This window comes from Novosphingobium sp. ERN07 (assembly GCF_012641335.1).
Classification (GTDB): Bacteria; Pseudomonadota; Alphaproteobacteria; order Sphingomonadales; family Sphingomonadaceae; genus Novosphingobium.
The window spans coordinates 398191-423351 of record NZ_JABAID010000002.1 but is presented as its reverse complement, the minus strand read 5'-3'; the positions used below and the strand labels follow the sequence as shown (position 1 = coordinate 423351).

22 protein-coding genes are annotated in these 25161 nt (G+C 61.6%); 13 read left to right on the top strand and 9 right to left on the bottom strand.

Annotation, left to right across the window (positions count from 1 at the left end; translation table 11 throughout):
* Positions 1–81: 81 nt before the first annotated feature.
* Positions 82–1125 carry a hypothetical protein gene (locus HGI47_RS05045; protein WP_168851682.1) on the top strand — a complete coding sequence of 348 codons (1044 nt, stop codon included), beginning with the start codon at positions 82–84 and terminating at the stop codon, positions 1123–1125.
* On the opposite strand, the gene HGI47_RS05040 is transcribed toward HGI47_RS05045, so the two are convergent.
* From HGI47_RS05040 to HGI47_RS05025, 4 genes are all read right to left on the bottom strand, one after another.
* Positions 1122–1736 carry an alpha/beta hydrolase gene (locus HGI47_RS05040; protein ID WP_168851681.1) on the bottom strand — a complete coding sequence of 205 codons (615 nt, stop codon included), beginning with the start codon at positions 1734–1736 and terminating at the stop codon, positions 1122–1124. The genes HGI47_RS05045 and HGI47_RS05040 overlap by 4 nt on opposite strands.
* Before the next feature lie 76 nt (positions 1737–1812).
* Positions 1813–3195, bottom strand: coding sequence for a class II fumarate hydratase (gene fumC, locus HGI47_RS05035; protein ID WP_168851680.1), 1383 nt, complete (start codon positions 3193–3195; stop codon positions 1813–1815).
* Positions 3192–3602 carry a low affinity iron permease family protein gene (locus tag HGI47_RS05030; protein WP_168851679.1) on the bottom strand — a complete coding sequence of 137 codons (411 nt, stop codon included), beginning with the start codon at positions 3600–3602 and terminating at the stop codon, positions 3192–3194. The genes fumC and HGI47_RS05030 overlap by 4 nt, the downstream gene beginning before the upstream one ends.
* Positions 3603–3607: 5 nt before the next feature.
* The gene (locus tag HGI47_RS05025) at positions 3608–3796 is read right to left on the bottom strand and encodes a DUF3008 family protein (RefSeq protein ID WP_168851678.1); all 189 of its coding nucleotides are present in this window, start codon (positions 3794–3796) and stop codon (positions 3608–3610) included.
* 161 nt (positions 3797–3957) lie between these two features.
* Here HGI47_RS05025 and HGI47_RS05020 point away from each other — a divergent pair, with 161 nt between their 5' ends.
* The gene (locus HGI47_RS05020) at positions 3958–5541 is read left to right on the top strand and encodes a sulfotransferase (RefSeq protein ID WP_370521633.1); all 1584 of its coding nucleotides are present in this window, start codon (positions 3958–3960) and stop codon (positions 5539–5541) included.
* Positions 5542–5657: 116 nt separating this feature from the next.
* Here the strand turns inward: HGI47_RS05020 and HGI47_RS05015 are convergent, their stop codons facing one another.
* Positions 5658–8036, bottom strand: coding sequence for a TonB-dependent receptor (locus tag HGI47_RS05015; protein WP_168851677.1), 2379 nt, complete (start codon positions 8034–8036; stop codon positions 5658–5660).
* 344 nt (positions 8037–8380) lie between these two features.
* Between HGI47_RS05015 and HGI47_RS23030 the strand changes: the two genes are divergently transcribed.
* Both HGI47_RS23030 and HGI47_RS05005 read left to right on the top strand, forming a co-directional pair.
* A complete protein-coding gene (locus tag HGI47_RS23030) occupies positions 8381–11743 on the top strand; it encodes an ATP-binding protein (protein ID WP_370521632.1) in 3363 nt (1120 codons plus the stop codon).
* Positions 11733–12665 (top strand): DNA-binding response regulator, encoded by a 933-nt coding sequence (locus tag HGI47_RS05005; RefSeq protein WP_206065999.1) that lies wholly within the window; start codon positions 11733–11735, stop codon positions 12663–12665. Before HGI47_RS23030 ends, HGI47_RS05005 begins: the two co-directional genes overlap by 11 nt.
* Positions 12666–12693: 28 nt before the next feature.
* Here the strand turns inward: HGI47_RS05005 and HGI47_RS05000 are convergent, their stop codons facing one another.
* From HGI47_RS05000 to HGI47_RS04985, 4 genes are read right to left on the bottom strand one after another with little or no spacing between them, the layout of a single operon-like run.
* Positions 12694–13254, bottom strand: a complete 561-nt coding sequence (locus tag HGI47_RS05000) for a nucleotidyltransferase family protein (RefSeq protein WP_168851675.1) — start codon at positions 13252–13254, stop codon at positions 12694–12696.
* Positions 13251–14228 carry an XdhC family protein gene (locus HGI47_RS04995; protein ID WP_168851674.1) on the bottom strand — a complete coding sequence of 326 codons (978 nt, stop codon included), beginning with the start codon at positions 14226–14228 and terminating at the stop codon, positions 13251–13253. Before HGI47_RS04995 ends, HGI47_RS05000 begins: the two co-directional genes overlap by 4 nt.
* Positions 14229–14238: 10 nt before the next feature.
* Positions 14239–16401: a molybdopterin cofactor-binding domain-containing protein gene (locus HGI47_RS04990; protein ID WP_168851673.1), complete on the bottom strand. Its 2163-nt coding sequence runs from the start codon at positions 16399–16401 to the stop codon at positions 14239–14241.
* Positions 16398–16904, bottom strand: a complete 507-nt coding sequence (locus HGI47_RS04985; protein ID WP_168851672.1) for a (2Fe-2S)-binding protein — start codon at positions 16902–16904, stop codon at positions 16398–16400. Before HGI47_RS04985 ends, HGI47_RS04990 begins: the two co-directional genes overlap by 4 nt.
* Positions 16905–17084: 180 nt before the next feature.
* Here HGI47_RS04985 and HGI47_RS04980 point away from each other — a divergent pair, with 180 nt between their 5' ends.
* The 9 genes from HGI47_RS04980 to HGI47_RS04940 all read left to right on the top strand — a co-directional run bounded on the left by HGI47_RS04980 (position 17085) and on the right by HGI47_RS04940 (position 25157).
* Positions 17085–17768, top strand: coding sequence for a TetR/AcrR family transcriptional regulator (locus HGI47_RS04980; protein WP_240949987.1), 684 nt, complete (start codon positions 17085–17087; stop codon positions 17766–17768).
* A gap of 97 nt (positions 17769–17865) precedes the next feature.
* Positions 17866–19029 (top strand): amine dehydrogenase large subunit, encoded by a 1164-nt coding sequence (locus HGI47_RS04975; RefSeq protein ID WP_240949986.1) that lies wholly within the window; start codon positions 17866–17868, stop codon positions 19027–19029.
* A complete protein-coding gene (locus tag HGI47_RS04970; protein ID WP_370521631.1) occupies positions 19026–19574 on the top strand; it encodes a MauE/DoxX family redox-associated membrane protein in 549 nt (182 codons plus the stop codon). The genes HGI47_RS04975 and HGI47_RS04970 overlap by 4 nt, the downstream gene beginning before the upstream one ends.
* Positions 19574–20176, top strand: coding sequence for a methylamine utilization protein MauD (locus tag HGI47_RS04965; protein WP_240949985.1), 603 nt, complete (start codon positions 19574–19576; stop codon positions 20174–20176). Before HGI47_RS04970 ends, HGI47_RS04965 begins: the two co-directional genes overlap by 1 nt.
* A 25-nt stretch (positions 20177–20201) precedes the next feature.
* A complete protein-coding gene (locus tag HGI47_RS04960; RefSeq protein WP_168851670.1) occupies positions 20202–20744 on the top strand; it encodes a methylamine dehydrogenase light chain in 543 nt (180 codons plus the stop codon).
* 10 nt (positions 20745–20754) lie between these two features.
* A complete protein-coding gene (locus HGI47_RS04955) occupies positions 20755–21267 on the top strand; it encodes a cytochrome C (protein ID WP_168851669.1) in 513 nt (170 codons plus the stop codon).
* A 473-nt stretch (positions 21268–21740) separates the two neighbouring features.
* Positions 21741–21944, top strand: coding sequence for a hypothetical protein (locus tag HGI47_RS04950; protein WP_168851668.1), 204 nt, complete (start codon positions 21741–21743; stop codon positions 21942–21944).
* Between the two features lie 425 nt (positions 21945–22369).
* Positions 22370–22555 carry a YezD family protein gene (locus tag HGI47_RS04945; RefSeq protein ID WP_206065998.1) on the top strand — a complete coding sequence of 62 codons (186 nt, stop codon included), beginning with the start codon at positions 22370–22372 and terminating at the stop codon, positions 22553–22555.
* 100 nt (positions 22556–22655) lie between these two features.
* The gene (locus tag HGI47_RS04940; RefSeq protein ID WP_168851666.1) at positions 22656–25157 is read left to right on the top strand and encodes a TonB-dependent receptor; all 2502 of its coding nucleotides are present in this window, start codon (positions 22656–22658) and stop codon (positions 25155–25157) included.
* The last annotated feature ends 4 nt before the right edge of the window (positions 25158–25161 follow it).

The following is a 25161-nucleotide window of genomic DNA, read 5'->3' as shown; positions in this document are numbered from 1 at the left end:
ATGCGTATCTCACTGGTAAGCCAATGCTTGCCGGATGTGGTTAACACCGGCTCAACTGGAATCGAGTTGGGGGTCCAAGAAATGTCGCGCTCCGCATCAAAATGGCTCGCCGCCGTCGCGCTCGCCGCTGTGCCCGCGCAGGCTTGTGCCGAAGGCGTCGTCTCCGCGCAGGCCGATTGGCGGCTTGCCGAAGCTGGCAGCACTGCGCTGGTTTCCGCAGGGCGGCAGCAGTCTGGCGCGATGCTTGGCGTGCAGTGCGATGCCAACGACATGCGTGGCCGCCGTCTGATCTTCGGTGCCTATCGCAACGAAGATGGCACCGGCTTGCTCAAGGCACTGACAACGGCTCGCCCTAAAGTGATCACCATCTCGGTGGAATCGCAGTCGGCATGGGCGGAATTCGGCGTCGCGCTCGAAGGCAAGGGCCAGTTGAGCCACACCGGCATTGCCGATTACGTCGCAGGCTATCTCTCGGCAGAACAGTACGGTCTGATCCGCTCGGCCCGCTCGTTGACCATCAAGGTCGGTGAAAAGGTGTTCTGGTTCACCGGCAATGGCTCGCTCACGGCAACCAATGCCTTGGTCTGCGGCGGTGCATCACCAATCCGCGCAAGCCGTATGGCTGTGGAAAGCAGCAGCCGTCCGACGCCGCCGGTTCAGTCGCGCTGGGTTTTTGCGCCCGGTCTCCTGTCGCCCGATCCGGCACGCGGCAGCTATCAGGCGTTTTCCTCGGTTTCGGGTTTTCCGGGCAATGAACTGGCCAGCTTCAACTTCGAACTCACCTGCCGCGCCGGACAACTTTATGCCATGTTCCGCAACGGTGCGGTCCACACCAGCGTCAAGGATGCTGCCGCTCAGAATGCCACGGCATTCATGAAGTCGGTCAACGGTCCGGCCAACACGGCTGAGGTCTATGCCAAGGGCCAGATGCTCGCTCGCTTCCCGGTCGAACCGGACAAGGACGGCAAAGGCCACCCGCTCTCGGCCAGAGAACTGCAAGCGCTGATGAAGTTCGACAAGATCGTGGTTGCAGGCCAGAATGCCACGGTGGAATTTGGCGGTCAGGATGGCCCTTCCAGCGTCCTCGCACTGGCGCAGGCCTGCGGTGCGTCGAAGCGGAGTTAACCCGCTGTCGCAACCTTGGTAAAGCGCGCCAGATCGCGCGGGGCCAGTTGCAGCGTCCGGTTGTTCGGCACAGAGATGGTGAGCGCGTAAAAGGCGCGCGCATCGTCCGCCGCTAGTCCCATGTCGCGGTAATAGCGCTCATAGGCGGTGCGTGCGGGATCATCGGCCTGTGCCGCACCAGCCTCGCGCCCGTCTGCTGATAGCCAGGCATGTACCGCAAAGCGTGCATCCGCTGCTGCCGTTCGCTGCGCACCGGCAAGGAAAATGTCCACCGCGCCAGACCGCACCGAAGCGCCCGCCGGGGCAATCGTGGCGATGCCGTGCTGGCGGATCATCCGGCCCAGTCGCAAATTCGCAATATCGTCGCTGGTCCCGGCGCAATCGACCAGTTCGAGCGCGCGAATAGCCGGATAAGCCTCGATCATCGCAAGGAACGCCGCCGGGGAACCGCTATCGGTAACCCCCACCAATCGCGCTTTATCTGCCGATACGACCACGAACGGCCCAAACCGCAACTGTTGCGCGGTCATCGTCGTCTTCGCAGGAACGGCCACCGGAGCCACCAGCGCTAGGCTGGCAAAGGCAAGCAGGGTGGCGGCGCGGATCGTCATACGACCATATGGTCAGACCCGGCTTAGCACCAACCCAAGAAACGAGGTTAAGTCCGAGATAACACTTACGCCCGTTTCAGATCATTTCGTTGGGCCGGACCAGTCGCTCGAACGTCGCTTCGTCCACCAGACCGAGCGCCAGCGCGGCTTCCCGCAGGCTCAGATCATTCTCGTGCGCGTGCTTGGCAATCTTCGCGGCGTTGTCATAGCCGATTTCGGGTGCGAGCGCGGTGCCCAGCATCAAAGACCGCTCCACCAACTCCCCGATCCGCCGCCGGTTCGGCTCGATCCCCTCAACGCAGCGCGTGGCGAAACTCAGCATCCCGACCGAGAGGAGATGGATCGACCGCAGCAGGGCTGCGCCAATCATCGGCTTGAAAACATTGAGTTCCAGATGCCCCTGCATCCCGCCCACCGTCACCGCCTGATGGTTGCCGATCACTTGCGCGGCCACCATCGTCAGCATCTCCGCCTGCGTTGGGTTGACCTTGCCCGGCATGATCGAACTGCCCGGCTCATTGGCAGGAAGCTCCAGTTCGCCAAGGCCGGACCGAGGGCCGGAACCCAGCAGACGGATGTCGTTGGCGATCTTGGTCAGCGCCACGGCCAGCGTCGACAGCGTGCCCGAAAGTTGAACAAGCGGATCGTTTGAGGCGAGCGCTTCGAACTTGTTGGGCGCGGTGGTGAAGGGCAAGCCGGTTAACCCCGCAATCTCCGCAGCAACATCTTCTGCAAAGCCTTCAGGCGCATTCAGGCCCGTGCCAACGGCGGTTCCGCCCTGTGCAAGTGCGTGTAGGTGCATCTCTGTGCACTTCAGAAACGCATCTACATTCGCCAGTTGCTGGGCATAGCCTGAGAATTCCTGACCCAGCGTCAGCGGCGTGGCGTCCTGCAAATGCGTGCGCCCGATCTTCAACAGATCTTTCCAAGCCAGCGCTGCGCCCGCCAAACTTCCGCGCAATCGTCCCAGCGCAGGATAGAGATCGCTGTGCAGCGCGGCCACCGCCGCCACATGTAGCGCGGTGGGGAAGGTGTCGTTGGAGGATTGCCCCATGTTGACATGATCGTTGGGGTGCACCGGGCTTTTTCCGCCCCGCACGCCCGTCAACATTTCGTTGGCGCGGCCAGCGATCACCTCGTTCACGTTCATGTTGGACTGCGTGCCGCTGCCCGTTTGCCAGATCACCAGCGGAAACTGATCGTCGAGTATCCCGGCAACCACTTCTGCCGCCGCTGCTTCTATCGCGTCCGCAAGCTCAGGCGAAAGGCCGTGCCTGCGGTTCACCCGCGCCGCCGCCTGCTTCACCACGGCCAGCGCCCGCACGATGCCAATGGGCATACGCTCCATCGCGCCGAATGGAAAATTATCGATGCTGCGCTGCGTCTGCGCACCCCAATAAGCCCCCGCAGGGACGTGAACCGTGCCGATGCTGTCGCTCTCGCTGCGGAACTGGGTCATGTACGATCCAATAGCCGTTCAACGGTTTCGTCGGCAGTAGCTTGCCGGTCACCGGTCGCCTTTACCTCGCGTTCCAGCGCATCGCGCAGCTTTTCAATCTGGTCCTCGGTCAGGTGTTCGATGCCGACGAACCCAACCCGCGCCTTGTCCACAGCGCGGATCAGCTCGTCCAGCTTGGCCTGCATCGCCGCCGCATCGCGGTTCTGGCTGTTCTGGATCAGGAACACCATCAGGAATGTCACGATGGTAGTGCCGGTGTTGATCACCAGTTGCCAAGTATCGCTCCACTGGAAGATCGGCCCGCTGACGCCCCAGACAATGATGATCGTCAGCGCCAGGATGAATGTTCCGGCCTGACCCGCCCAGAGCGAGACCCGATTGGCAACCCGCGTGAAGAACTCGTCCATATGCCCTATTTCCTGTCGACGTGCTCCGGTTTGTCTTTCCGGCTGGTCGACGCCATATCCTCAAGTTCCTTTTCCGTCATGGATTTCTCCATGTCTCTCGATGCGCCCTTGAGCTTGCTCTTGGGCGTATCGCCACGTTTGGCGGAAAGGGCCGCGCCGGCCGCCTTTTGCTGGGCTGCGGATTTTGCAGGCATAGGTTGCCTCCTTGTGACCGTCCGCACCCACAACGCGAACCGTAAAATGCCGTTCCAGGCTGCGCATTGCGCGATGCGTCAATCGGCGTAGGAATGAAGCCTTGCACCGCAGGTAGGGTAGGCGGAAAGGTCATCGAGGGGCCTCCACAAGGAGTTGCGACGTGACAGGGGCGGTACTCAACAGCGACGCATATTCGCCATTGCGCGCCATGCTGGCGGCAGGCGATCCGGCAAAGGCACTGGCCGCTGCGGGTGAAGCGCTCGCGCGTGATCAGGCGGATGTTGATGCCGGTTTCGTCGCCGCTGTGGCTCTGGCCGAAACGGGCCGGGTTTCCGATGCGCTGAAGGCCATTGGCGCCGTGATCCGCGCTGTTCCGGAAAATCCCGAATACCTTGCGCAGCAGGCCCGCATTCTGCTGCTGGCGCGGCGCGAGGGCGATGCACTGGCAGCGGCGCGTGCGGCGGTGGAGAAGGGGCCATCAGATCCGCTGGTGCTTGATACCATCGGCTGCGTTTTTGCCCGCCTCGGCGCGCATGACGAGGCGCTGCCGCTGTTTGAACAGGCCGTTGCGGCGCAGCCAGACGCGGTGGAATATCGCTTCAATCTTGCCAGCACGCTCGGCTTTTTCGGGCGGGTGAACGACGCGGTGACGCAGTATGAGGCGATTATTGCACGCGAACCGGCGCATGGCCGCGCTCATCTTGGCCTTGCCGGATTGAAGCGCAAGCCGACCTCGGAAGGCGTGACGCGGATAGAGCGCGCGCTTTCGGGTGCGGACGATCCGCTCGAACAAGTGCGCCTGCATTATGCCGCTGCAGCCGGGCTGGAAGGGCTGAGTGATCACGACCGCGCTTTCGATCACCTCGCAAAGGGTAATGCGATCCATCGCGCCCGCCTGGGTTATGCCTTTGCCGATGACGAAGCGGTGTTCGATGCAGTGCGCCGCAGTTTTGTGGCCGATCTGCCTTTGCGCCCCGACAGCACACTGGAAGATGCGCCGCTATTCGTCGTCGGTCTACCACGCACGGGCACCACGTTGGTGGATCGTATTGTGTCATCGCATCATGCGGTCACATCCGCCGGGGAACTGCAGGCCATGCCGCTGGCGGTGAAGCAGATTGCGCAGACAGGATCGCGCATGGTGCTCGATCCCGAAACGATCGAAGCGCTGCGCGGCGCGTCGGCGCAAGTCTTGGGCGAACTCTACCTTGGCCGAGCGCGCCAGAACGCAGGTGCGCAAAGTTCGCGCTTTACCGACAAGTTTCCTTTGAATTTTCTATACATCGGCTGGATTCTTCAAGCATTTCCCAATGCCAGAGTGCTGTGCCTGCGGCGCGGCGCGATGGACAGCGTTTGGTCCAATTACAAGCACCTGTTCGCCACCGGATCGCCCTATTACCGCTGGTCCTATGATCTGATGGACACCGCGCGCTATGTGCTCGTGTTCCAGCGGTTGATGGCTTTCTGGCGGCAGCGCTTTCCGGGTCGCATTCATGAAGTGACTTACGAATGGCTGGTGGTCGATCAGGAAGCCAACACGCGCAAGATGCTGGCCCATTGCGGGCTGGAATGGGATGCAGCTTGCCTCGATTTCCATCAGAACGCCGCTGCTGTGGCCACGCCCAGCGCTCAACAGGTGCGCGAACCGATGAACGCGCGCGCCATTGGTCGGTGGCGTGCCTATGAAGCGCACTTGGGTGAAGTAATGGACTTCTTCACAGCCAACGGAATCCCGCTGGACTGATCGCCCACACAAAAAGAGGCCGCTGTCCTCGCGGAGCAGCGGCCCAGTCCTTCGCAGGAACGTGTTCGCAGCATCTTCCCCGGCCTGCGCGCATTGCGCGGACCGGGGCTGAGGCGTCAGAACTTCTTGGTCATCTCGAAGCCCACTTTTCGCGGGCTGAGCACTGAGTTTGCATAGTAGCGCGAGACCACGCCATCGTTGACGATGCGGCGCGAAAGGTCGTTGGACACCGCAATCACCGCAAACTTGTTGGTCAGGTTGTCGGCGTAGACGCGGAACTCCAGCGTATCATCCAGCGCATAGGCAATCGACGCGCGGTGGGTGGTATAGGCCGGCAGGACTTCGCCGCCGCCCCGTGCGCCCACGCGGGTGAAGATGTCGCCGGTGTAGGTCGACGTCCAGCTCAGCGTCATGGTGTCTTCACCCACCGGGAATTCGTAGTTCATGCCCAGCGAACCGGAAACCTTGGTCGAACCTGGCAGGCGATCACCCGGCAGCGCGTCGAACTCGTTCGTCCGCGTCTTGAGCAGGCCCGGCACAGCCTCGGTCAGATAGGCATCGGTATAGGACCAGTTGCCCTGAACGCTGAAGCCTTCGAACGGCCTTGCGTTGAACGAGAATTCAACGCCCTTTGACACCGCCTTGCCGCCGTTCACGGTAATGCCGATAGCACCGTTTTCGGTCAGGCCATCAAGCTGGATGCCGTCCCAGTCGATGTGGAAGAACGCCAGCGTGGTGCGCAGCTTGCCATCGAACAGGCTGGCGCGAATACCAATTTCCTTGTTCTTCGTGGTATCCGGCGCGAACGACAGCTCGTTGGGCAGCGCGCAAAGGTTCTGGCCCGGCGGCAGCGGCAGCACGCAAGGCGCAACGCGGTTTACCCCGCCAATTCGATAGCCCTTGCTGAACGTGCCATAGATCATGACATCGGGCGAAAACTTGTAGGATGCGTTCAGCTTCCACACGTTACCATCGTCGCTGGTATCGCCTTCGCGCGAACGGAAGTTGATGTTCGGGAAGGTCTGGAACAGCGGCAGCGCCTGCCCGCCGATCACATAGGCATCGTATTTGAAATAGCGTCCGCCCGCCGTCAGCGTCAGCGCGTCAATCGGTTGGAAGGTCAGTTCACCGAACACCGCCTTTTCGGTGGTCTTGGTGTTCACATAGGATGCGTATTCCACTTCATCAGGCCGGTTTATCCCCGCCCATGCCGGGTATCCGGGCACGATTTCGCGGTAGTCCGATTTGGTCTTGAGCTGGTTGTAGAACCCGCCCAACACCCAACTGAACGGTCCGCCGTGGGTGGAAACAAGGCGCACTTCCTGATTGAACTGTTCGTTCTCGCCGTTCGACCGGGTATAGCCGGAGAAGGCGGGGAACAGTTCGTAGTCATAGTCCAGATCGAGCAGCAGGTCGGTCACGTCGGCTGAGCTTTTGAACTTCTGGCGAGTAAAGGCCGTGGCCGAAACCAGTTGCGCGATATCGCCCAGTTCCGCTTCCACTTCGGCGGCGTAAAGATCGGCCACACGCTTGGCCGGTTCAAGGTAGCGCCACGGCGCTTCATACTTGCCGGTGCCAAACACGCCGCCGCCGTTGGCCTGACGCCCGTTGGTGTCGGTCTGCTGGCGCACATAGCTGAGTGTTACGCTCAGCCCTTCGAACGGATAGAGACCAAGCTGGTTGCGCGTGGTGAAAGTGTGTTCGAAGTTCGCATCTTCATAGGTGTGGAAGTTCTGCGCGATCTGATCCGCCGTGCCGATCGATCCGAAGAACGTGCCGGGGCGGTTCGGCTGCGGGTTCGATACGCCGGGCGTATTAAGCAGGTAGTTGTAATCGATGAAGCCCGGATCATTGAAATAGCCGGTGGCAGAGCGGAACGCGACCTTGCCGGGGATCAGCGGCACGTTGATCATGCCATCGACGACGAAGCCGGGGTCTTTTGCGTGGGCAACGTCATAGACGCGGGCGTGGAATGCGCCTTCCCAGCGATCAGGATCGGGCCGGTTGGGGATATAGCGGATCGCGCCTGCCAGCGTGCCAAGGCCATAGAGCGTGCCTTGCGGCCCAAGCTGCACTTCGACACGGTTCATGTCGATGAACTTGAAGTCCTGATAGAGCGGGATTTCACCGAGATAGGTGGCCAGCGTGTTGTCGCTGTTGGCGCCGAAAGCGCTGGTATCGCTGGCCGAAAGACCGCGCATCACGATGGAGCCGCTGGAACGCGGGCCAGTGTCCTGAATAGTTACACCCGGCGTAAACGCGGCGAGTGAGCGCACATCGTCCACCCGCTGATCTTTCAGGTTTTCAGCGGTGACGGCGGAAATGTTGATCGGTGCATTCTGAAGCGAAACCGCGCGGCGCGTTGCCGTAACGATGATTTCGGTGCCGGGCTCTTCGGCGGCTTCCGGGGCTTCCTGCGCAAAAGCGGGAAGGGCAGCTACGCTTACGATCGCACTCGCGGATAGCAGCGCCGCTCGCTTCAGAGAAAAGTTCATTGAAACCCTCATGTTGTTGTTTCTTTTCATGGTTTCAGTCATCCCCGCCTACGGCTCTCTTGTGTGCTGGAGCCGTTTCGACCCGGCCGGTAATCCCCGATTGGCTTCTCCCCAGATCGGGTCCGGCGTTTCATCCAGAACGGGGTCAAAGCTACGCGGTTGCAAAAAGCGGCACATTCGCCATTTGACGTAGTTTCCAGCGAAACCGCCCGTGATCGCCCGATCCGGCATACGTAAATCGGCCCATGCCCGCGGGCGGCGGTGGGCTGCACTATCGGCGGCATGAACCGATACGGCGCCACCGCGAAAAGCGTTTCGCACCTCTTGTGCAGGCGCGGCTGATCGTGGCGCGATCTGCAACTGTCGTTCCCGAACGGCGCTCTTACAACCAGAGGGTTGCCGGGCAGACATGCAGCGATCCGGCGCTGCGGTTTACCCCCGATGCGGCGCGACAATGGTCGCCTGGCGTGGTGCTGCACACCGCATTGGGCAGCACGGCTTTCCTTGCGTGCGAGGCCATCGGCGCGTCGATCACGCTGCTGCACGGCGTTTCGATCAGCGTCGCTGCGATCCTCACTGCGTGCCTGCTGATGTTCGTCACAGGCCTGCCCATCGCCGTCCACGCAGCGCGGCGTGGTGTCGATATCGATCTGCTCACACGCGGGGCAGGGTTCGGCTATCTTGGTTCCACCATCACATCGCTAATCTACGCGGCTTTCACCTTCCTGCTTTTCGCTGCCGAAGCGAGCATCATGGCGGTGGCCCTGCGTGCTTTGACCGGTTTGCCGGTGCAATATGGCTATATCCTGTGCGCGCTGGTGGTTTTGCCGTTGGCGCAATACGGGATGGGCGCGATTTCCCGCTTTCAGGTGTGGACACAGCCGCTGTGGATCGTGCTGCAATTGCTGCCCGTGGCCTATTTGCTGGCGCAGGGCGGCGAGGTTCTGGAAGCATGGAGCCAGTTTACCGGCATCTATGCGGCGCGCCCGCCGCTGATAGCATTCGGCCTGGCGCTGTCGTTGATGCTTTGCCTTTTGCCGCAGATCGGGGAGCAGGCCGAATATCTGCGTTTCCTACCCCGGCGCGAGGTGATCGGCGCGCGGCGCTGGTGGACGGTGGTTTTGCTGGGCGGGCCGGGGTGGACGCTGATCGGCGCTGCCAAGATGTTGCTGGGATCGGTGCTTGCGGTATGGGCGGTGTCGTCTGGCGTATCGCCTGCACTTTCGGAATCACCCACCGGCATGTTCCGCCATGCCTTCGAACCGGTGCTGGGCGGGCCGCGTGCGGCGCTGATCGCCACCGCGCTGCTGATCGTGGTCTGCCAGATGAAAGCGAATGTGACCAATGCCTATGCCGGGTCCGTCGCTTGGTCGAACTTCTTTTCGCGGCTGACGCAAAGCCATTCGGGGCGCGTGGTCTGGCTGCTGTTCAATGTCGGCATCGCCACGATCCTGCTGCTCTTCGGTTTCACCCGCTCGCTTGAGGCTGTTCTGCTATTTTATGCCAGCCTTGCCGCAGGCTGGATCGGTGCGTTGGCAGCAGACTTGCTGATATCGCGCCCGCTGGGCCTCAGTCCACCCCATGTCGAATTTCAGCGCGCCTACCTTTATGACGTGAACCCGGTCGGCGTTGGTGCGATGCTGCTGTCGATCACCGCATCGGGGCTGTGCCAGTTGCACCTGTTTGGCGAGGCGGCGCAGGCATTCGCACCGCTGATCGGCCTTGGCGTGGCCTTTGGTGCGGCCCCCGCAATTGCGGTGCTCACCAAGGGGCGCTTCTACATCGCCCGGCAGCGTGAAGGGGACAGCGAGCCGGAGAAGACCTGCGCCGTCTGCGAATGTTCTTACCAGACCGCAGATACCGCGCACTGCCCGCTTTATTCAGGGCCGATCTGTTCGATGTGCTGCACGCTGGAAACGCGCTGCCATGATCTGTGCAAGCAGGGCAGCCGCGCCACGCAGCAGTTTACCAATCTGGCCGAACGGCTGCTGCCCCGGCGGCTTGCCCGCTATGTTCATACCACAACCGGGCACTTCATCGGGGTGATCGGCGCATTCACGCTGGCCAATGCGCTGGTCATCGGGGTGATCGGGCGGGAATATTCACGCAACCATCCCGCGTTGTCATCGCATGTCTGGGCGATCCTGCTGGCGGTGTTCATCGTGTTCTTCTTCATGTCCGGCCTTGGTAGCTGGATCATCGTGTTGGCCCACCAGAGCCGCCGCGCCGCGCAGGATGAAACCCGCCGTCATCTGGCTGAACTCCAGCAGGAAGTTGCCGCGCACGAAGAAACCGACGCCGCCCTGCAAAAGGCGCGCGAAGTGGCGGAGGCCGCGAACGCCGCCAAGAGCCGCTATCTCGTCTCGGTCAGTCACGAAATCCGCTCACCGCTCAATTCGATCTACGGCTACGCCCAGTTGCTCGAACGCGGCAGCGATCTGAAGCCGGAAGAGGCGGGCAAGGTCATCTGCCGATCGAGCGAACATCTCTCGAACCTTGTCGATGGGTTGCTGGATATCGCTCAGGTCGAGGCGGGTGTGCTGCGCCTTTCGCGCGATACCATTCGCCTGCCTGCTTTCGTCGAACAGATCGCCAATATGTTTCGTCCGCAGGCCGGGGCAAAGGGGATCAAGTTTACGCTGGAAGTGCCCCGGCAATTGCCTGAATTCGTGCGGGGCGATCAGAAGCGCTTGCGGCAGGTGCTGATCAACCTGCTGTCCAACGCCATCAAGTTCACGCCTTCAGGCTCGGTCACATTTCGCATTGGCTGGCGCGGAGAGATCGCGACATTCGAGGTCATCGACACCGGCATCGGCATCGCGCCCGAAGATATGGACCGCATCTTTGTGGCGTTCGAACGTGGCAGCAGCAAATCGGCAGCGGGGCAGCCCGGCATCGGCCTTGGCCTCGCCATCACATCAACGCTGGTGCATGTGATGGGCGGTGAACTGAACGTGGAAAGCACGCCGGGCGAGGGCACCCGCTTTGCTCTGCGGCTGATGCTGGCGCGACCGGTGACGCAACCCGTGCAAAGCCATCGCGCCGATGTGATCACTGGTTATGAAGGCCCGCGCCGCAGCGTGTTGATCGCTGATGACGATGCCGCGCAGGCCGCTGTGATCGAGAATCTGCTCCGCCCTCTAGGGTTCAATGTCACCGGCGCGCGCGATGGTGAAACGGCTGTAGTCCTCGCCGCTGCGGCAAGGCCGGATATCGCACTGCTCGATATCTCGATGCCTGGAAAGAATGGCTGGGAAACCGCCGCCGCGCTGCGTGCTGCGCATGGCGATGGTCTGCGCATCGTGATGGTTTCCGCCGATGCGCATCAGTTCCGGCGCGGAGGGGACGGGCACGACGCACACGACATGTTCCTGACCAAGCCGATCCAGCTCGACAACCTGCTGGATGCGCTGGCGTGGCAACTGGATCTGACATGGACCGTGGCCGATGGCTCACCCCTGCGAGAGGCGCAGCCGCGTTCGACAATCCAGCTTCATCTGCCTGCCGCTGCGCTGCCCTTCGTGTCCGAACTCGAAAGCCTTGCGCGGATCGGCAATGTCCGTGCGATCCAGAACCGTCTGTCAGAACTGGAGGAATCCGTTCCCGATGCAGCCCGCTTCGTCGCCCACCTTCGCACCTGTCTTGAATGCTTCGATTTCAAAAGCCTTCGAGAATCCCTCAAACGCGGCGTCGTCGATGTCGGTTAGCGCGGCCATCGCAGAAGGCGGGACCATCGCCGCCGTCGGGCGGGACACCGTTCTCGTGGTCGATGACAACCCGGAATCGCTGCACTTCCTGATCGATACCATTGAGCGCGCAGGGATGACCGTGCTGATTGCCACCAATGGTCAGGACGCGCTGGAATTACTCGAACATGTCGCGCCCGACCTGATTCTGATCGATGCGATCATGCCCCGGCTTGATGGGTTCGACACCACGCGCGCCATCAAGAAGCAGCCGCGCCTTGCCGATATTCCAGTGATTTTCATGACCGGGCTGACTGAAACCGAACACGCCGTCCGCGCGCTTGAGGCAGGCGGGGTCGATTATGTTCGTAAACCCATCGCGATTGAGGAACTGCTGGCCCGGATGCGTGTGCATCTGGCGGCGGCGCGGGTTTCCAAAGGTGGGCGCAGCGCGCTGGATGCCACCGGGCGGCATCTTTTTGCGGTGACGCCCGGTGGCGATCTGCTCTGGGCTACGCCGCAGGTGGAACGATTGCTGGATTCACTGGGTAGCGCCGATGTGCTTCCCACTGCGTTTCAGGCACCGCTTGCCCGCCTGCTGATGCCGGGCGAACACCCCGGAACGTCGCTGCGCTTCGACGTTGGCGGACAGACCATCGAACTCGTGCTGGTGGGACCGATGCGGGGAGAGGAGATGCTGGTGCGGCTCAACGTGATCCGCGAAGGGGCAGAGGTGGAGCTGCTGCGCGAACGCTATGGCCTGACCTTGCGTGAAGCCGAAGTGCTGTTGTGGATCAGTTATGGCAAGCCGAATGGCGTGATTGGCGAGATTTTGGGGATCAGCCCGCGCACGGTGAACAAACACCTTGAGCAAGTATTTGAAAAGCTTGGCGTTGAAACGCGCGCCGCCGCCGCTGCCTTTGCCGTGAGGACGATAACCTGAAGTGCACCTAGATGCACCTAGAGCGCACCTAACCGCCTTGAAGGTGTTCCAGCGCGCTTTGCAGGTCGGCCAAAGTGTCGACATCGAGCGCATGTTCTGCGCTGAGTTCTACCGAGCGTGCATCGTGCAGCAGAGCGCCCGCGCCCTTGTCTCCAACAAGCTTTTTGAGCGCTGGAAAATGCTGCCTGCCGAAGATGGCCGGAACCATGTTGCGCCCATCGACCCGCGTGGCGATCCTGTCTCCATCAAACCGTGCGATCAGCACCGCGAAGTGCTGTGTGGGGACGAGCGGCATGTCGGCAAGGGCGAACAGCGCGGCATCTTCGTCGGTCAGTGCGGCGATGCCGGTTGCGATGGATTGCGATAGCGGCGCTTTGGAGGGATCCAGCAGTATGCGGGAAAAGCCTGGAAGGTGAGGGGTTTGGATTGAGCAAAGCGCAATTTTTCGGCTGAACGGCAAGTCGCTGAGATTGTCTGCGGCGTGGCGGGCAAGAGGTTTTCCGGCCAGCGCGGTGCCAAGCTTGCCGCCGCCAAAGCGCGTGGCGCGCCCAGCAGCGAGCAGGATAACGGCGATGCGGCGGGCGGTCATCGCAGCGTGGCAGCGCTGAGAGGTTCGCCGGTCCAGTAAGTCCAGTTGGCCAAAGCATTGTATTCGGAAACTATTTCGCCAAGGATCGACAGAGCCAGCGTTGCCGGATCGCGCGTTGCGGGGATCAGGCCGATGTGTCCGCGCACCCTGTCGATCATCTCTTCGCCAAGGCCGCCCGCACGCAGGTTTGAGAGGCGGGCGGCATGCGTGCGGCGGCTGCCGATAGCTCCGTGATAAAAGGCCGGCAGGGCAAGCGCTTGTGCCAGAAGGAATTCTTCCCAATCCCGTCCATGAAACAGGAAGACGATGGCCGTCCACGCATCGCTTTGCAGCGGCGGCAATGCGTTGCGTGTGGGGAGCGCCAAGCTGGCGACCCCCGCTTGCGCAAGCACTTGCTGCGTGCCGGAATCGGGCGTTAAAGCAAGCACTTGCGTGCCGAATGCTTTGGCAAGCAGGCCAAAAGCCGTCAGATCCTCACCCTGACCGAGTGCGATCACGCGCAAAGGAGGCTGATAGGCCAGCGTCACGTCGCGCCCGTCCCATGCCTTCGGTGCCAGCGGATCGGCCAGTGCAGCGCCATCACAATCGATACGTAGTGCGGCCGGTTCACGACGGTCAAGCAATTGAAGTGCAGCGATAATTGCTTCGGGGGAAGGGCGCGGCGTGAACAACAGATCGATGCCGCCGCCACACGGCAGGCGGATATCGATGTAGGGTGACCCGACGCCGTAACGCACAACGTGCCCCCAGCCATCGCGCAGCGTTTCCTGCGCTTCGGCGGCGACGGCATCTTCGACGCAGCCGCCAGAGAAAGAGCCAATCCGCCGCCCATCCGCAGCAATCGCCATCTGCGCCCCCACCGCGCGGGAGGAGCCGCCTTCGATTCCGACGAGCGTCACGAGAACGCATTCAATGCCTTCTTCCGCATGGGCGGCGAGGAAGCGCAGGATATCGAGTGGCGTGGCAGCGATCATAGGCTGCGCGCTATACCAACTCCAACGGCAGACGGCGATGGCGTTTTCCGGTGAGGGTGTAGATCGCATTGGCCAGCGCTGGAATGACCGGGGGCAGGGCCGGTTCGCCAAGGCCGGTGGGCGGAAAATCGGTTTTCACGAACTCCACCGCAATTTCGCGCGGCGCGGCATCGATGCGCATCAGGCCGAAATCGCCAAAGTTTTCTGCGGTGATCGCGCCTGCCTCCTGCACGATCTTTTGCCCGATCATCGCCTGACCCAATCCTTCGATCACACAGCCGTGGGCCTGATTCATCGCGTTGAGCGGGTTGATGACGTGTGCGCCGATGTCACCTGCCACCCACACCTTGTCCACTTTCAGCGCGCCATCGGTGATCGCGATATCCACCACTTCTGCGAAATAGCCCAAGTGGCAGAAATAAAAGCCGAAACCGCGCCCTTTCTGGCGACCGTTCCAGCCAGCGGATTTGCACACGGCATCGATCACGCCCCGCGCGCGACCGGTGTGGAATTTGGCGCGTTCACCGGGAAGTTCGCGTGCATCACCCAGCGTGCGGCGCATGAATTCGGGCAGGTCCAGCCCGGCGGCTTCGGCCACTTCATCGAGGAAGGACTGGAATACGAAGGCCATCGCGTTTGACGAGGGCGCGCGCAGCCAGCCGGTGGCGAGGTTTGTGGACATGTAGCTGACGCCAAGATCGACGTTCGGCACGACTTGCGCAGGGTATTCCGCCGGGTTCATCTGCGCCGCGCGCACCGGCTTTCCATCGGTGCCAAATGTGGCGAAATGGTCTTTGAACGCGGTGAGTGCGCCATCTGCGCCAAACCCTGCGGTAAGGCGGTGCCAGCCTGCGGGGCGGTAGAAATCGTGGCGGAAATCGTCGGTGCGGTCGAACAGGACTTTTACCGGTTTGCCCGGCATGGCCTTTGCCACTTGCCCCGCGATAACCATGTAATCGTTCATAAGACGGCGACCGAAGCCGCCGCCGATGCGGGTCATGTGGATCGTCAGGTCATCAGGGGCAAGACCGCACAACTTGGCTGTTTCGGCGCGACCGCCCGCTGGGGCCTGACTGGGTGCCCAAAGTTCAAGCTTGCCGTCCTTGAACAAGCCGGTGCAGTTCTGCGGTTCCAGCGTGGCGTGGGCGAGGAACGGGTATTCGTAATCGGCGGTGACGACCTTTGCCGCCTTGGCCAGAGCAGCATCGGCATCGCCAGCCTTGAAGACGTTGGTTTGCGCGGGGCCAGCGACCAGCTTTGCGGCATCGACTTCATACTTGGCAGTGGTGAAGCCGGTGACGGCAGCATTGTCCCACTTCACCGACAGTTTTTCCCGCGCCTTGCTGGCTTTCCACCAGCTATCGGCAACAATGACGAGCGTATCGGCCTTGCCTTCAGGCACAAAGCCGCTGTTGACCGCGACGACGGCAAGAACACCGGGAATGGCCTTTACGGCTGCATCGTCGAAAGAGGCCAGCGTGCCGCCGTGGGCAGGGCATTTGACGACAGCGCCGTGGACCATGCCGGGCACGCGGGTGTCTATGCCGAACAGCGGATCGCCCTTGACGATCTTCGGCACATCGACGCCCGGTTTGGACGTGCCGATGATCTGGAAGCCATCAGGCTCTTTCAGCGTAACCTTGGCGAGATCCGGCGGAGTTTGCGCGGCCGCATCTTTGGCCAGTGAGGCGTAAGTCGCGCTTTTGCCCGATGTTGTCTGGATGACCGCACCCTTGGCCGTGGACAGGGTGGCGGGATGGACGCCCCATTTTTTGGCGGCGGCAAGGACGAGCATTTCGCGCGCCGCAGCCCCGACCTGGCGCATGGGTATCCAATTGCGCGGGGTGGCGGTACTGCCGCCCGCGGTTTGCACACCATAGAGTTTTTCATTCGCATCGGTCTGTTCAATGCGGACCTGTTCCCATGCAAGGTCCATTTCATCGGCAATCAGCATGGGCAGCATGACCTTTATGCCCTGGCCGATTTCGGGGTTCTTTGCGCCGATGGTGACAGTGTTGTCGGCATTGATGCGGACGAAGGCGTTGAGCACGTCTGCGGGCGCGGCTGCGCTGGCTGCGGCGAGAACGACCGAGGCATCGAGCGTGAGCGCGGCCCCGCCTGCCATCGAGGCGACGAGGAAGGAGCGGCGGGACAGGGCAATGGTATCGCTCATGCCAGATTCTCCGCAACGGGGAGTGCTGAGGCATCGGCCATCTCGGCGGGAAGGCCAGCTGCCTTGCGAATGGCGGCGCGGATGCGGAGGTATGTGGCGCAGCGGCAGATGTTGCCGCTCATCCAGCCGTCGATATCTTCGGGCGTGGGTTTGGGGTTTTGTTTGAGCAGGGCCGTGGCCGACATGATCTGCCCGGCCTGACAATAGCCGCACTGCGGCACGTCTAATGCCGTCCACGCTTCCACCACGCGCTTGCCCAGATCGTTCATGGCCACGCCTTCGATAGTGGTAACCTGCTTTCCGGCGGCATCGGCAATCGGTGTCTGGCACGAACGGACAGCTTCGCCATCAAGGTGGACAGTGCAGGCACCGCACAGCCCTGCGCCGCAGCCGAACTTCGTGCCGGGCATATCGAGGTCTTCACGCAAGACCCAGAGCAGGGGCTTGTCTGCCTCTGCATCGACCGCGCGCTTACGACCATTAACGGTGAGGGTGACGCTCATCGTGTTGAATCTCCGGCAAATGTTTCAGACGCGCATCAAAGCGTTGCTGTTGGCGCTTTTCCGATTGGGCTGGAATCTGGACAGGTGATCGGTTGGGGTCAAGCGCCTTGTTCCCCTATCGGGTCTGGTGGCACCAATGTCCTTGGCGCGGGCGCGACCTTGGTGTTATGCGCGGGTCTTATGGCTGCTCGCCCCGATCCTTTGGACACCGATCTGCCCTCTGCTCCGCGCCCCGGAACCTATGCGCGCGGGACGGAGACGGTGGACACAATCATCAAGGCCGCGCTGCGCGTGCTGATCGATGAAGGATCGGGCGCGTTCACTATCCGCCGGATTGCGGCGGAATGCGGGATGAAGGTGGGCAATGTCAGCTACCATTTCCCCAAGAAGGAACTGCTGATCCAGACACTGCTGGACGATATCATCGGCAATTACGACAAGCTGCTGGAACGCACCGTGCGCCAGCCGGGGCTTGATGCCGAGGAACGGCTGCGACTGGTTGTGGTGATGTGCCTTGACGATATCGCCGGAAAGCGCACCACCCGATTGTTCCCCGAACTGTGGGCGCTGGCCAACCACAACGAGTTCGTGGCCGACCGGGTGCGGGTGTTCTACCAGCGGGTTCACGATATCATTGCGGAATATGTGGCGCTGTTGAACCCTGCGTTGAATGAGCAGCAGGTGCGTGACATGGCACTGTTCATCAGCGCTTCGATGGAAGGGGCGACGCCGTTTCTGGGGTACGAAAAACCTTGGGCGGATCGGATGTCGGCATTCACGGCGATTGCCGCGCATGGGCTGGTGCAACTTGCCAAGACCATCACCCCTGCGCAGATCGCTGGCCTCGACAACCGGCGGGCATAGCGCAAATCCACCTTTCTTTCGCAGTTGCAATAAGGCGCTTGACCGAATCCGGACAGTCGTCAAGCATTGGTCCTGCGGGTTAGATCAGGGGGCCGTGATGACGCGTTTGAGCATGGTGGCGCGGGTGGCGCTTTTCGCTACGGCAGCGGTAGCATTCGTGGCCCCGGTCATGGCCGAGAACGTGATTGCCGAGGCAGAAGAAGCCAGCGTCAGCACGATGGAGGCTCCCAAGGCGAACTGGTTCTATGTACGCGGCGGTTGGGGCAGTGCTGGATCGAGCATTTTCGATGCCGGGACGGGCAAGATGGTGGGGATGGTTTCCACCAGTCGCGATTCCGATCTGGCGATTGATCCTGACGGCAAGTTCTATTACGTGGCCGAGACGATGTGGTCGAAGGTCAACCGTGGAACGCGGATGGACTTCGTTTCCGTCTATGACAGCAAGTCGTTGAAGCTGATAACCGAGATCCCGACGCCCGGTCGGCTGATCGTGGGCGGCTTTACAACCAACTTCGTGCTGAGCGACGATGGCAAGACCGCCTATGACTACAACTTCGATCCGGCATCGTCGGTCAACATCATCGACATGGCCAAGCGCAAGTTCGTGCGGGCCATTGAACTGCCGGGCTGTGCCAGCCTGATCGTCAATCCCGGCGTCGGCTTTTCCGCACTTTGTGCCGATGGCACGCTGGCGACGGTAGCTGTGAAGGGGGCAACGCAGGAGATCACGCGCTCAGCCGAGTTCTTTGATGCGGCGGCAGACCCGATCTATTCCAACGTAGCTTATGATCGCAAAAAGAAGATGGCGGTTCTGCTCAGCTATACCGGGCAGGTGCGCACAGTGGCGATGGGCGCGGCTCCGGTGGTGAGCGCGCCGTTCTCCATTCAGGAAGCCGGCGGTATGCGCGCAGCCGACGTGAAGCCGCTGGACATCGCATGGTATCCCGGCGGGATGCAGCCAAGCGCGCTGCATCGCCCAAGCGGCACGTTATGGGTGCTCATGCACAAGGGTGAATACTGGAGCCACAAGGAAGGTGCCGAAGAGATCTGGGGCCTTGATCTGGCAGCGAAGAAGCTGATCAAGCGCATCCCGGTGAAGGGCCATCCGCGCAACATCGAGATCACGCAGGACGATGCCGCGATGATCATGGTCAACGGCATGGAAAACAACGCCACGATTATCGATTCCAAAACCGGCGAAGTGAAGCACGAGATCGAGAATGCGGGCGGTGGGCTTATTTCGGTGGTCGAGCCGAAGTGAGCGAGGCTTTCGACACGGCTCTGGCGATCTGCGGCGGGGTGGCTGCCGTGGGCAACGGGCTGGTGTTCCTTGCTGCAGGCGTAGCCAAGCTGCGCAACCGGCGCGTGTTTCCGGGCGTTGTGGCGAACTATCGGTTGTTGCCCGATGCGCTGGTCGGGCCGGTGGCGACGGTGCTGCCGTGGGCCGAGGTGCTGATCGGCGCTGCGTTGCTAGGCGGAACAGCCTTCGCCGCAGTGCCTGCTGCGGGTTTGCTGCTGGCCTTTGCCGTGGCGATGGCGGTGAATATCGGACGCGGGCGTGCGCATATCGATTGCGGGTGCGGGCGTTCGGAACTGCGCCAACCGTTGAGCCGGACGCTTGTGGCGCGCAATGTGGTGCTTGCGGCGCTGCTGGTGCCTGCGCTGATGGGCCTGCCTGCGTTTGGATCGCTGGCGTGGGGGCTTTCACTGGCCGGAGGGCTGGCGCTTTATCTTATGACTTTGCTGGTGAACGCACTGGCCGCGCTGGCGGCGGGGCCGCTGGCTGTTGAAAGGAATTCGCGATGATGACTGCGCTGATCGTGGGGCAGGTGCTTTCGTGGGTGGTGATCATCGCGCTGGTGGTGGCGCTGCTGGCGCTGGCGCGCCAGGTGGGCGTGCTGCACATGCGCGTCGCTCCAGCGGGGGCCTTGCAGACGAGCGGTGGCCCTGCAGTGGGCGGCAAGGCTCCGTCCGTGCCTGCCAAGACGCTTGCAGGCGGCGACGTGATCGTTGGCGGGGCGGCCAAGGGCGTGCCGCTGCGGTTGCTGATGTTCGTTTCGGCCACGTGCCCGCTGTGCAAGGGCCTGATCCCGGCGGCGCGGTCTTTTGCCAAGGACGAGCGTGTGGAACTGACTTTCGTGGGTGACGATACCGTCACGGCGCAGCAGGGCCTGATCGCGACGCAGGGGCTGGAGGGCTATCGCTTTATCAATGGGCCGGAAGTTGGGCAGGCGTTCGAGGTGGGCAAGCTGCCCTATGCGGTGCTGTTGGATGCTGACGGCGTGATCCTGTCGAAGGGGCTGGTGAACAGCCGCGAGCACCTGGAGAGCCTTGTCGTGGCGCACGAGCTGGGGATCGCGACGGTACAGGACTACATTTCGGGGCTGAAACAGCCGGTTGCGGCGTGAACGGGACGAACGAAGGGGGCATTCGATGATCAGGTTCAATCCCGATGCTGCTGGCGAGAAGTTGTTGCGGCGACTGGCCGGGGGCACTTCGCGGCGGGGCATTCTTTCAAGGTTGGGTGCGGCACTGGTGGCAGCCCCGGTGTTTCCGCTGCTGCCCGTAAGCCGGGCCGAAGCAGCCAAGCCTGATCGTTCGCCTGAGGCCAAGACCGCCTTTGCGCGCTCTGCGCAGACGAAGGACGATACCAAGTGCGATTACTGGCGCTACTGCGCTATCGATGGATCGCTATGCACCTGTTGCGGCGGCGGCATCCACACGTGCCCGGCAGGATCTGAACCTTCGCCGGTTTCGTGGGTGGGATCGTGCATCAATCCCGATGACGGCAAGGCCTACATGATCGCCTATCGCGATTGCTGCGGAAAGCCGACGTGTGGCCAGTGCGGCTGCGACAATATCGACCGTGAGACGCAGCTTTACCTGCCGCAGCTTAACAATAACATTATCTGGTGCTTTGGGACGAGCAGCATGGAATACCATTGCTCAACCGCGATGATGATCGGCGCAGCCTGAGGATCGGACGATGCGCGCGCTGGTTCTGGCGGCTTTGGCCTTGATGGCGGCACCACAACTGGTCGCGCGGGACGATCCGCGCGCCGAAACGGTCGCGCAAGGGCTGGCGGCGATCAGCGATCCTGAACTGGCGCGTGGCGATTATGTGGAACACTGCGCCGGGTGCCACGGGGTGCAGGGGCTTTCCGCCCCAGCCAAGCTGCCGGAATTGCGGGGGCGCGTGGGATACATGATGTGTACCGACGATACCCGCGCCTATCTGCTGCGCCTGCCCAACATCGCCAAAAGCCGGATCGCGGACAATCAGCAATTGGCCGACATGCTGAACTTCATGGTGTTCGGTCTGGGCGGGGAAAGCGTGATCCCTGGCACGCGTCCTTTCACGGCGGGCGAGGTGGCGCACGAACGGCGCTTTGCGCTGACCTCTGCTTCACTGGTCGCTGAACGGCAGCGCCATGTCGAAACTGCTATCGCCAAGTGCGGCGCGCCGGAAGCTTTTCGCGATTTCTATCGCCCGCGTTGAGCGAAATGGGCGCGTATATGTTCCGCTTTGGAAGATTAATCTCGGTGCATAATTGGGCCGTGAAGGCAGATCTGTTTGTGACGGTTCACACGGATGCCACGGGGTGGACCAAGCAATAGCCGTGGTGTGATTCGGATCACATCTTGGCCTAGATGCTGCCAATGGCTGCGCTGGAACCGCCATATAGCCCGCTGTCTCCATTCCTGAACCAGTTGTGGGCGTCAGCACCAAAGCGCAGCCAGCAGGGCATGGTAGCTTGGTAATGTGCTAACTGTCAGGAGAGTAAGTAAATATACGGGAATGATGACGCTCCGCGGTTCTGGCGCGCGATTGTTTCCTCTTAAGCGGTGCATTCTTCCCTTTCGCTCGCGCGCTACTTGGCTACCAATCCCAGCATGATCGCGGGTGGCACGAGAAAGCCTGAACGGTTCGTCCGGCCACAAGACCGCTAATGAACAGGATGGGGCGTCGCCATGCACGTAGCAGCCAAGCCACTGGAGGAAGTGTTCGTTACCCTTTCGGGCGCGCTGGACGCGCTCGATCAGCATGGCGAAGCTATGGCAGCGTTGCATCTGGCGATGGCAGTGGACTGCCTGCGCGCTTGCCTCGATGCGCCGCAAGACGATTGCGGAGGCAGACGGCGACGGCCCACACTGCGGTTGGTCGCTTCTTCCTGAGGGGCTGCCCGTTCGGCATCGGATAGGGTGGCCGTTCAGTTCTGAACAGCTTGGAGTAACTACGCGCCACCTTGCTTTGCCGCGAACCGGTGATCCGCGCGGAACTTGCTCCGGCAACTCGTCTGGCGCACCGCTCGCTTTGTCGCAGGCATATTGTCTACATCATCAGTAGAGTTATGTCCTGACGCAGGCAGGGCGGGTATGCGCATGTACCCGTGCCTGCCGCTCTACTCCCGCGAACGAGAGAGAAGTTTGCCTATTGGACGCCATAGTCGAAATTTAATGTCTACTGAAATAATTGAGTATACATGACCGGTAAGGTTGATCGAATCGCCGAGAAAATCGGAAGGAGATCGAGCTGCGCCGGGGCGGCGATGGCCTTTGGGCAAACGATTGGCTTGCGAGGATACAGGATGAACAGAGCGATGATCGAACCAGCACCTTCCGGCAGACACCTCCCCGGTGATGCGGAACGCCATCTTGAAGAAAGCCTCGCCAGCGTGCGCGAAGCCCTGACCGGGCTGCGCTATGGCGCGGTTCAGCTAACGGTCCATGAGGGCCGGGTTGTGCAGATCGATGTGACCGAGAAGCGACGGCTCAAGCCGAACTGATCGTCTCGTCAAAATACCCTAGAATAACAAAACAATCCAAAATCCGCGCCGCTGACCGGACCACCGGAAGCATCGTTCGGGAAACCATGAGGTCCTTGCGATGAATTTCCGTGTCCTGCTTCTGGCGGGGGCTGCGCCCTTTGCCATAGTTTCGTCCAGCGCGCTTGCTGAAGAAACCGTTACAGCTTCGGCAGCGCTTCCTGAAACCGTCGACACGACTGCCGGCGATCCAACAGTCGGCCAAGCAGCAGAGCCGCCACAGGAATCTTCCTTCGGCACCGGGGCCAACGAAAGCGGGACGATTGTCGTTACCGCGCGCCGTCGTGCCGAAACCGCGCAGGATGTCCCACTGGCCATCTCGGTTGTTGGCGGCGACCAGATCGACAGCACCGGCAGCTTCAACGTGGGCCGTCTGCAACAGATCACGCCGACGTTGCAGTTCTATTCGTCCAACCCGCGTAACACTGCAGTGAATATCCGTGGGCTTGGCGTGCCGTTCGGCCTGACTAACGATGGGATCGAACAGGGCGTCGGCATCTATATCGACGACGTTTATAACTCGCGCGTGGCATCAGCCACGTTCGACTTCCTCGACGTGAAGCAGATCGAAGTGCTGCGCGGGCCGCAGGGCACCCTTTATGGCAAGAACACCACCGCCGGTGCGATCAACATCACGACCAACCAGCCGACCTTCGATTTCGAAGCGCGGGCAGAGGCGAGCGTCGGCAACCTGAATTATGTTCAGGCAAAGGCGGCAGTTTCCGGCCCGATTACCGATACGCTGGCGGCGCGTCTGGCGGTTTCATCGACTAACCGGAGCGGTACGATCTATAACGCCACGTCGCGGCAGTGGATCCAGAGCCAGGACAATATTGGCCTGCGCGGGCAATTGCTGTTTCAGCCCAATGACGCCTTCAGCATCACGCTGGCTGGTGATTACAGCGAGCAGGACGCGGTGTGCTGCGGTTCGGTCTATGTCAGGACCGGCACCACGCAGCGCGCGCTGAACCGGCAGTTCGCAGCGCTGGCAGCGGCGCAGGGCTATTCGCCGGTCAGCACCAATCCGTTTGATCGCGTGACCGATCTGGATGCTGCGCTTCAGGCGGGTAACAAGATCGGCGGTGCTTCGATCAAGCTGAAGTGGGACGTGGGGCCGGGCACGCTGACGTCCGTCACGGCGTGGCGCTTTTGGGACTGGCAGCCGCAGAACGACCGCGATTTTACCGGGTTGCCGATCGTTACGCGGTCGCAGAACCCATCGCAGCAGGACCAGTACACGCAGGAACTGCGCTATAACTACAGCGGCGATACGGTAGACTTTGTGGTGGGGGCGTTCGGCTTTTACCAGCGGATCGACACGCAAGGCACGGAATCGCATGGTTCGGCATCGACCAAGTGGAATCTCGCGCCAACCAACGCGCTGTACAATTCCAACGTGCTGGACGGGCTGACCGCGCGCAACACGCAGTTCCTGAAGAACACCAGCGTTGCGGTATATGGTCAGGCAAGCTGGAAAGTGACGCCCGAACTGACGCTGCAACCCGGCCTTCGCGTCAACTACGACAAGAAGGACGGATTCTACCAGCGGCGGGTGTTCAACGGCGCGGGAACCGAAATCCTGCTCGATGGAACGACCAGCGCGACCAAGACGGCGCAGCTTGCCATCTTCACCCCTCAGGAAATTTCGCCGGAGTTCAGCGACTGGAACTTCAGCTACGACTTCACCGCCAGCTACAAGGTGGCCGAAGGCGTGCTGGCTTACGCGACTTATGCCAAGTCGTTCAAATCGGGCGGGATCAACCAGAACGGCGTGCCGACTGATGCGCAGAACAATCCGCTGCTTGGCACGGCGACGGTCAAACCGGAATCGGTCAACCACTATGAAGTGGGCATCAAGACCGAATTCCGCGACATTGGCGCGATCTTCAATCTTTCGGCCTTCCGCACCGATATCAAGGACTATCAGGCCAATGTGAACAATGGCCAGTTCGGGGTGCTGCGTGGCTATCTGGCCAATGCTTCGGCCGTTCGATCACAGGGTTTTGAAGCCGACTTTTCGATCCGGCCGAGCGAACGGTTCAACGCCTATACTAACGCGGCCTATACCGATGCGACTTATCGCAAGTTCACCGATGCGCCGTGCCCGCCAGAGCTTTCGGGCGGGACCGTGGCGACGGGTAGCCAGGTGCCGGGTGCTGCCGGAACACCGGGAGCACTCAGCCCTGCAAACTGCGACATTTCGGGCCAGCGCCTGCCGGGGGTTTCGAAGTGGTCGTTCTCGTTCGGGTTCGAGGCCAATGCGCCGGTTTCGCTGCTGGCGCAGGATGGCCAGATCTACTTCGGTTATGACGGCAGCTATCGTTCGGACTTCTCGTCAAACCCTTCGCCGTCGATCTACACGAACGTTGATGGCTATTCACTGTCGAACTTCCGCGCCGGTTTCCGCACCGATGACGGGTTCGATATCTATGGCTGGGTGCGCAATGCCTTTGACCAGAACTACTTCGAGCAGCTTTTCGTCGGGCCGGGCAACACCGGGTTGATTGCCGGGCTGCCGGGCGATCCGCGCACATGGGGCTTTACCCTGCGCAAGGCTTTCTGATCCC

What these genes read in the sequence shown, in the direction of transcription:
- HGI47_RS05045 (WP_168851682.1), top strand. Translation starts at nt 82, where the DNA reads ATGTCGCGCTCCGCATCAAAATGGCTCGCCGCCGTCGCGCTCGCCGCT.
- HGI47_RS05040 (WP_168851681.1), bottom strand. Translation starts at nt 1,736, where the DNA reads ATGACGATCCGCGCCGCCACCCTGCTTGCCTTTGCCAGCCTAGCGCTG.
- fumC (WP_168851680.1), bottom strand. Translation starts at nt 3,195, where the DNA reads ATGACCCAGTTCCGCAGCGAGAGCGACAGCATCGGCACGGTTCACGTC.
- HGI47_RS05030 (WP_168851679.1), bottom strand. Translation starts at nt 3,602, where the DNA reads ATGGACGAGTTCTTCACGCGGGTTGCCAATCGGGTCTCGCTCTGGGCG.
- HGI47_RS05025 (WP_168851678.1), bottom strand. Translation starts at nt 3,796, where the DNA reads ATGCCTGCAAAATCCGCAGCCCAGCAAAAGGCGGCCGGCGCGGCCCTT.
- HGI47_RS05015 (WP_168851677.1), bottom strand. Translation starts at nt 8,036, where the DNA reads ATGAACTTTTCTCTGAAGCGAGCGGCGCTGCTATCCGCGAGTGCGATC.
- HGI47_RS05005 (WP_206065999.1), top strand. Translation starts at nt 11,733, where the DNA reads ATGTCGGTTAGCGCGGCCATCGCAGAAGGCGGGACCATCGCCGCCGTC.
- HGI47_RS05000 (WP_168851675.1), bottom strand. Translation starts at nt 13,254, where the DNA reads ATGACCGCCCGCCGCATCGCCGTTATCCTGCTCGCTGCTGGGCGCGCC.
- HGI47_RS04995 (WP_168851674.1), bottom strand. Translation starts at nt 14,228, where the DNA reads ATGATCGCTGCCACGCCACTCGATATCCTGCGCTTCCTCGCCGCCCAT.
- HGI47_RS04990 (WP_168851673.1), bottom strand. Translation starts at nt 16,401, where the DNA reads ATGAGCGATACCATTGCCCTGTCCCGCCGCTCCTTCCTCGTCGCCTCG.
- HGI47_RS04985 (WP_168851672.1), bottom strand. Translation starts at nt 16,904, where the DNA reads ATGAGCGTCACCCTCACCGTTAATGGTCGTAAGCGCGCGGTCGATGCA.
- HGI47_RS04980 (WP_240949987.1), top strand. Translation starts at nt 17,085, where the DNA reads ATGGCTGCTCGCCCCGATCCTTTGGACACCGATCTGCCCTCTGCTCCG.
- HGI47_RS04975 (WP_240949986.1), top strand. Translation starts at nt 17,866, where the DNA reads ATGACGCGTTTGAGCATGGTGGCGCGGGTGGCGCTTTTCGCTACGGCA.
- HGI47_RS04965 (WP_240949985.1), top strand. Translation starts at nt 19,574, where the DNA reads ATGACTGCGCTGATCGTGGGGCAGGTGCTTTCGTGGGTGGTGATCATC.
- HGI47_RS04960 (WP_168851670.1), top strand. Translation starts at nt 20,202, where the DNA reads ATGATCAGGTTCAATCCCGATGCTGCTGGCGAGAAGTTGTTGCGGCGA.
- HGI47_RS04955 (WP_168851669.1), top strand. Translation starts at nt 20,755, where the DNA reads ATGCGCGCGCTGGTTCTGGCGGCTTTGGCCTTGATGGCGGCACCACAA.
- HGI47_RS04950 (WP_168851668.1), top strand. Translation starts at nt 21,741, where the DNA reads ATGCACGTAGCAGCCAAGCCACTGGAGGAAGTGTTCGTTACCCTTTCG.
- HGI47_RS04945 (WP_206065998.1), top strand. Translation starts at nt 22,370, where the DNA reads ATGATCGAACCAGCACCTTCCGGCAGACACCTCCCCGGTGATGCGGAA.
- HGI47_RS04940 (WP_168851666.1), top strand. Translation starts at nt 22,656, where the DNA reads ATGAATTTCCGTGTCCTGCTTCTGGCGGGGGCTGCGCCCTTTGCCATA.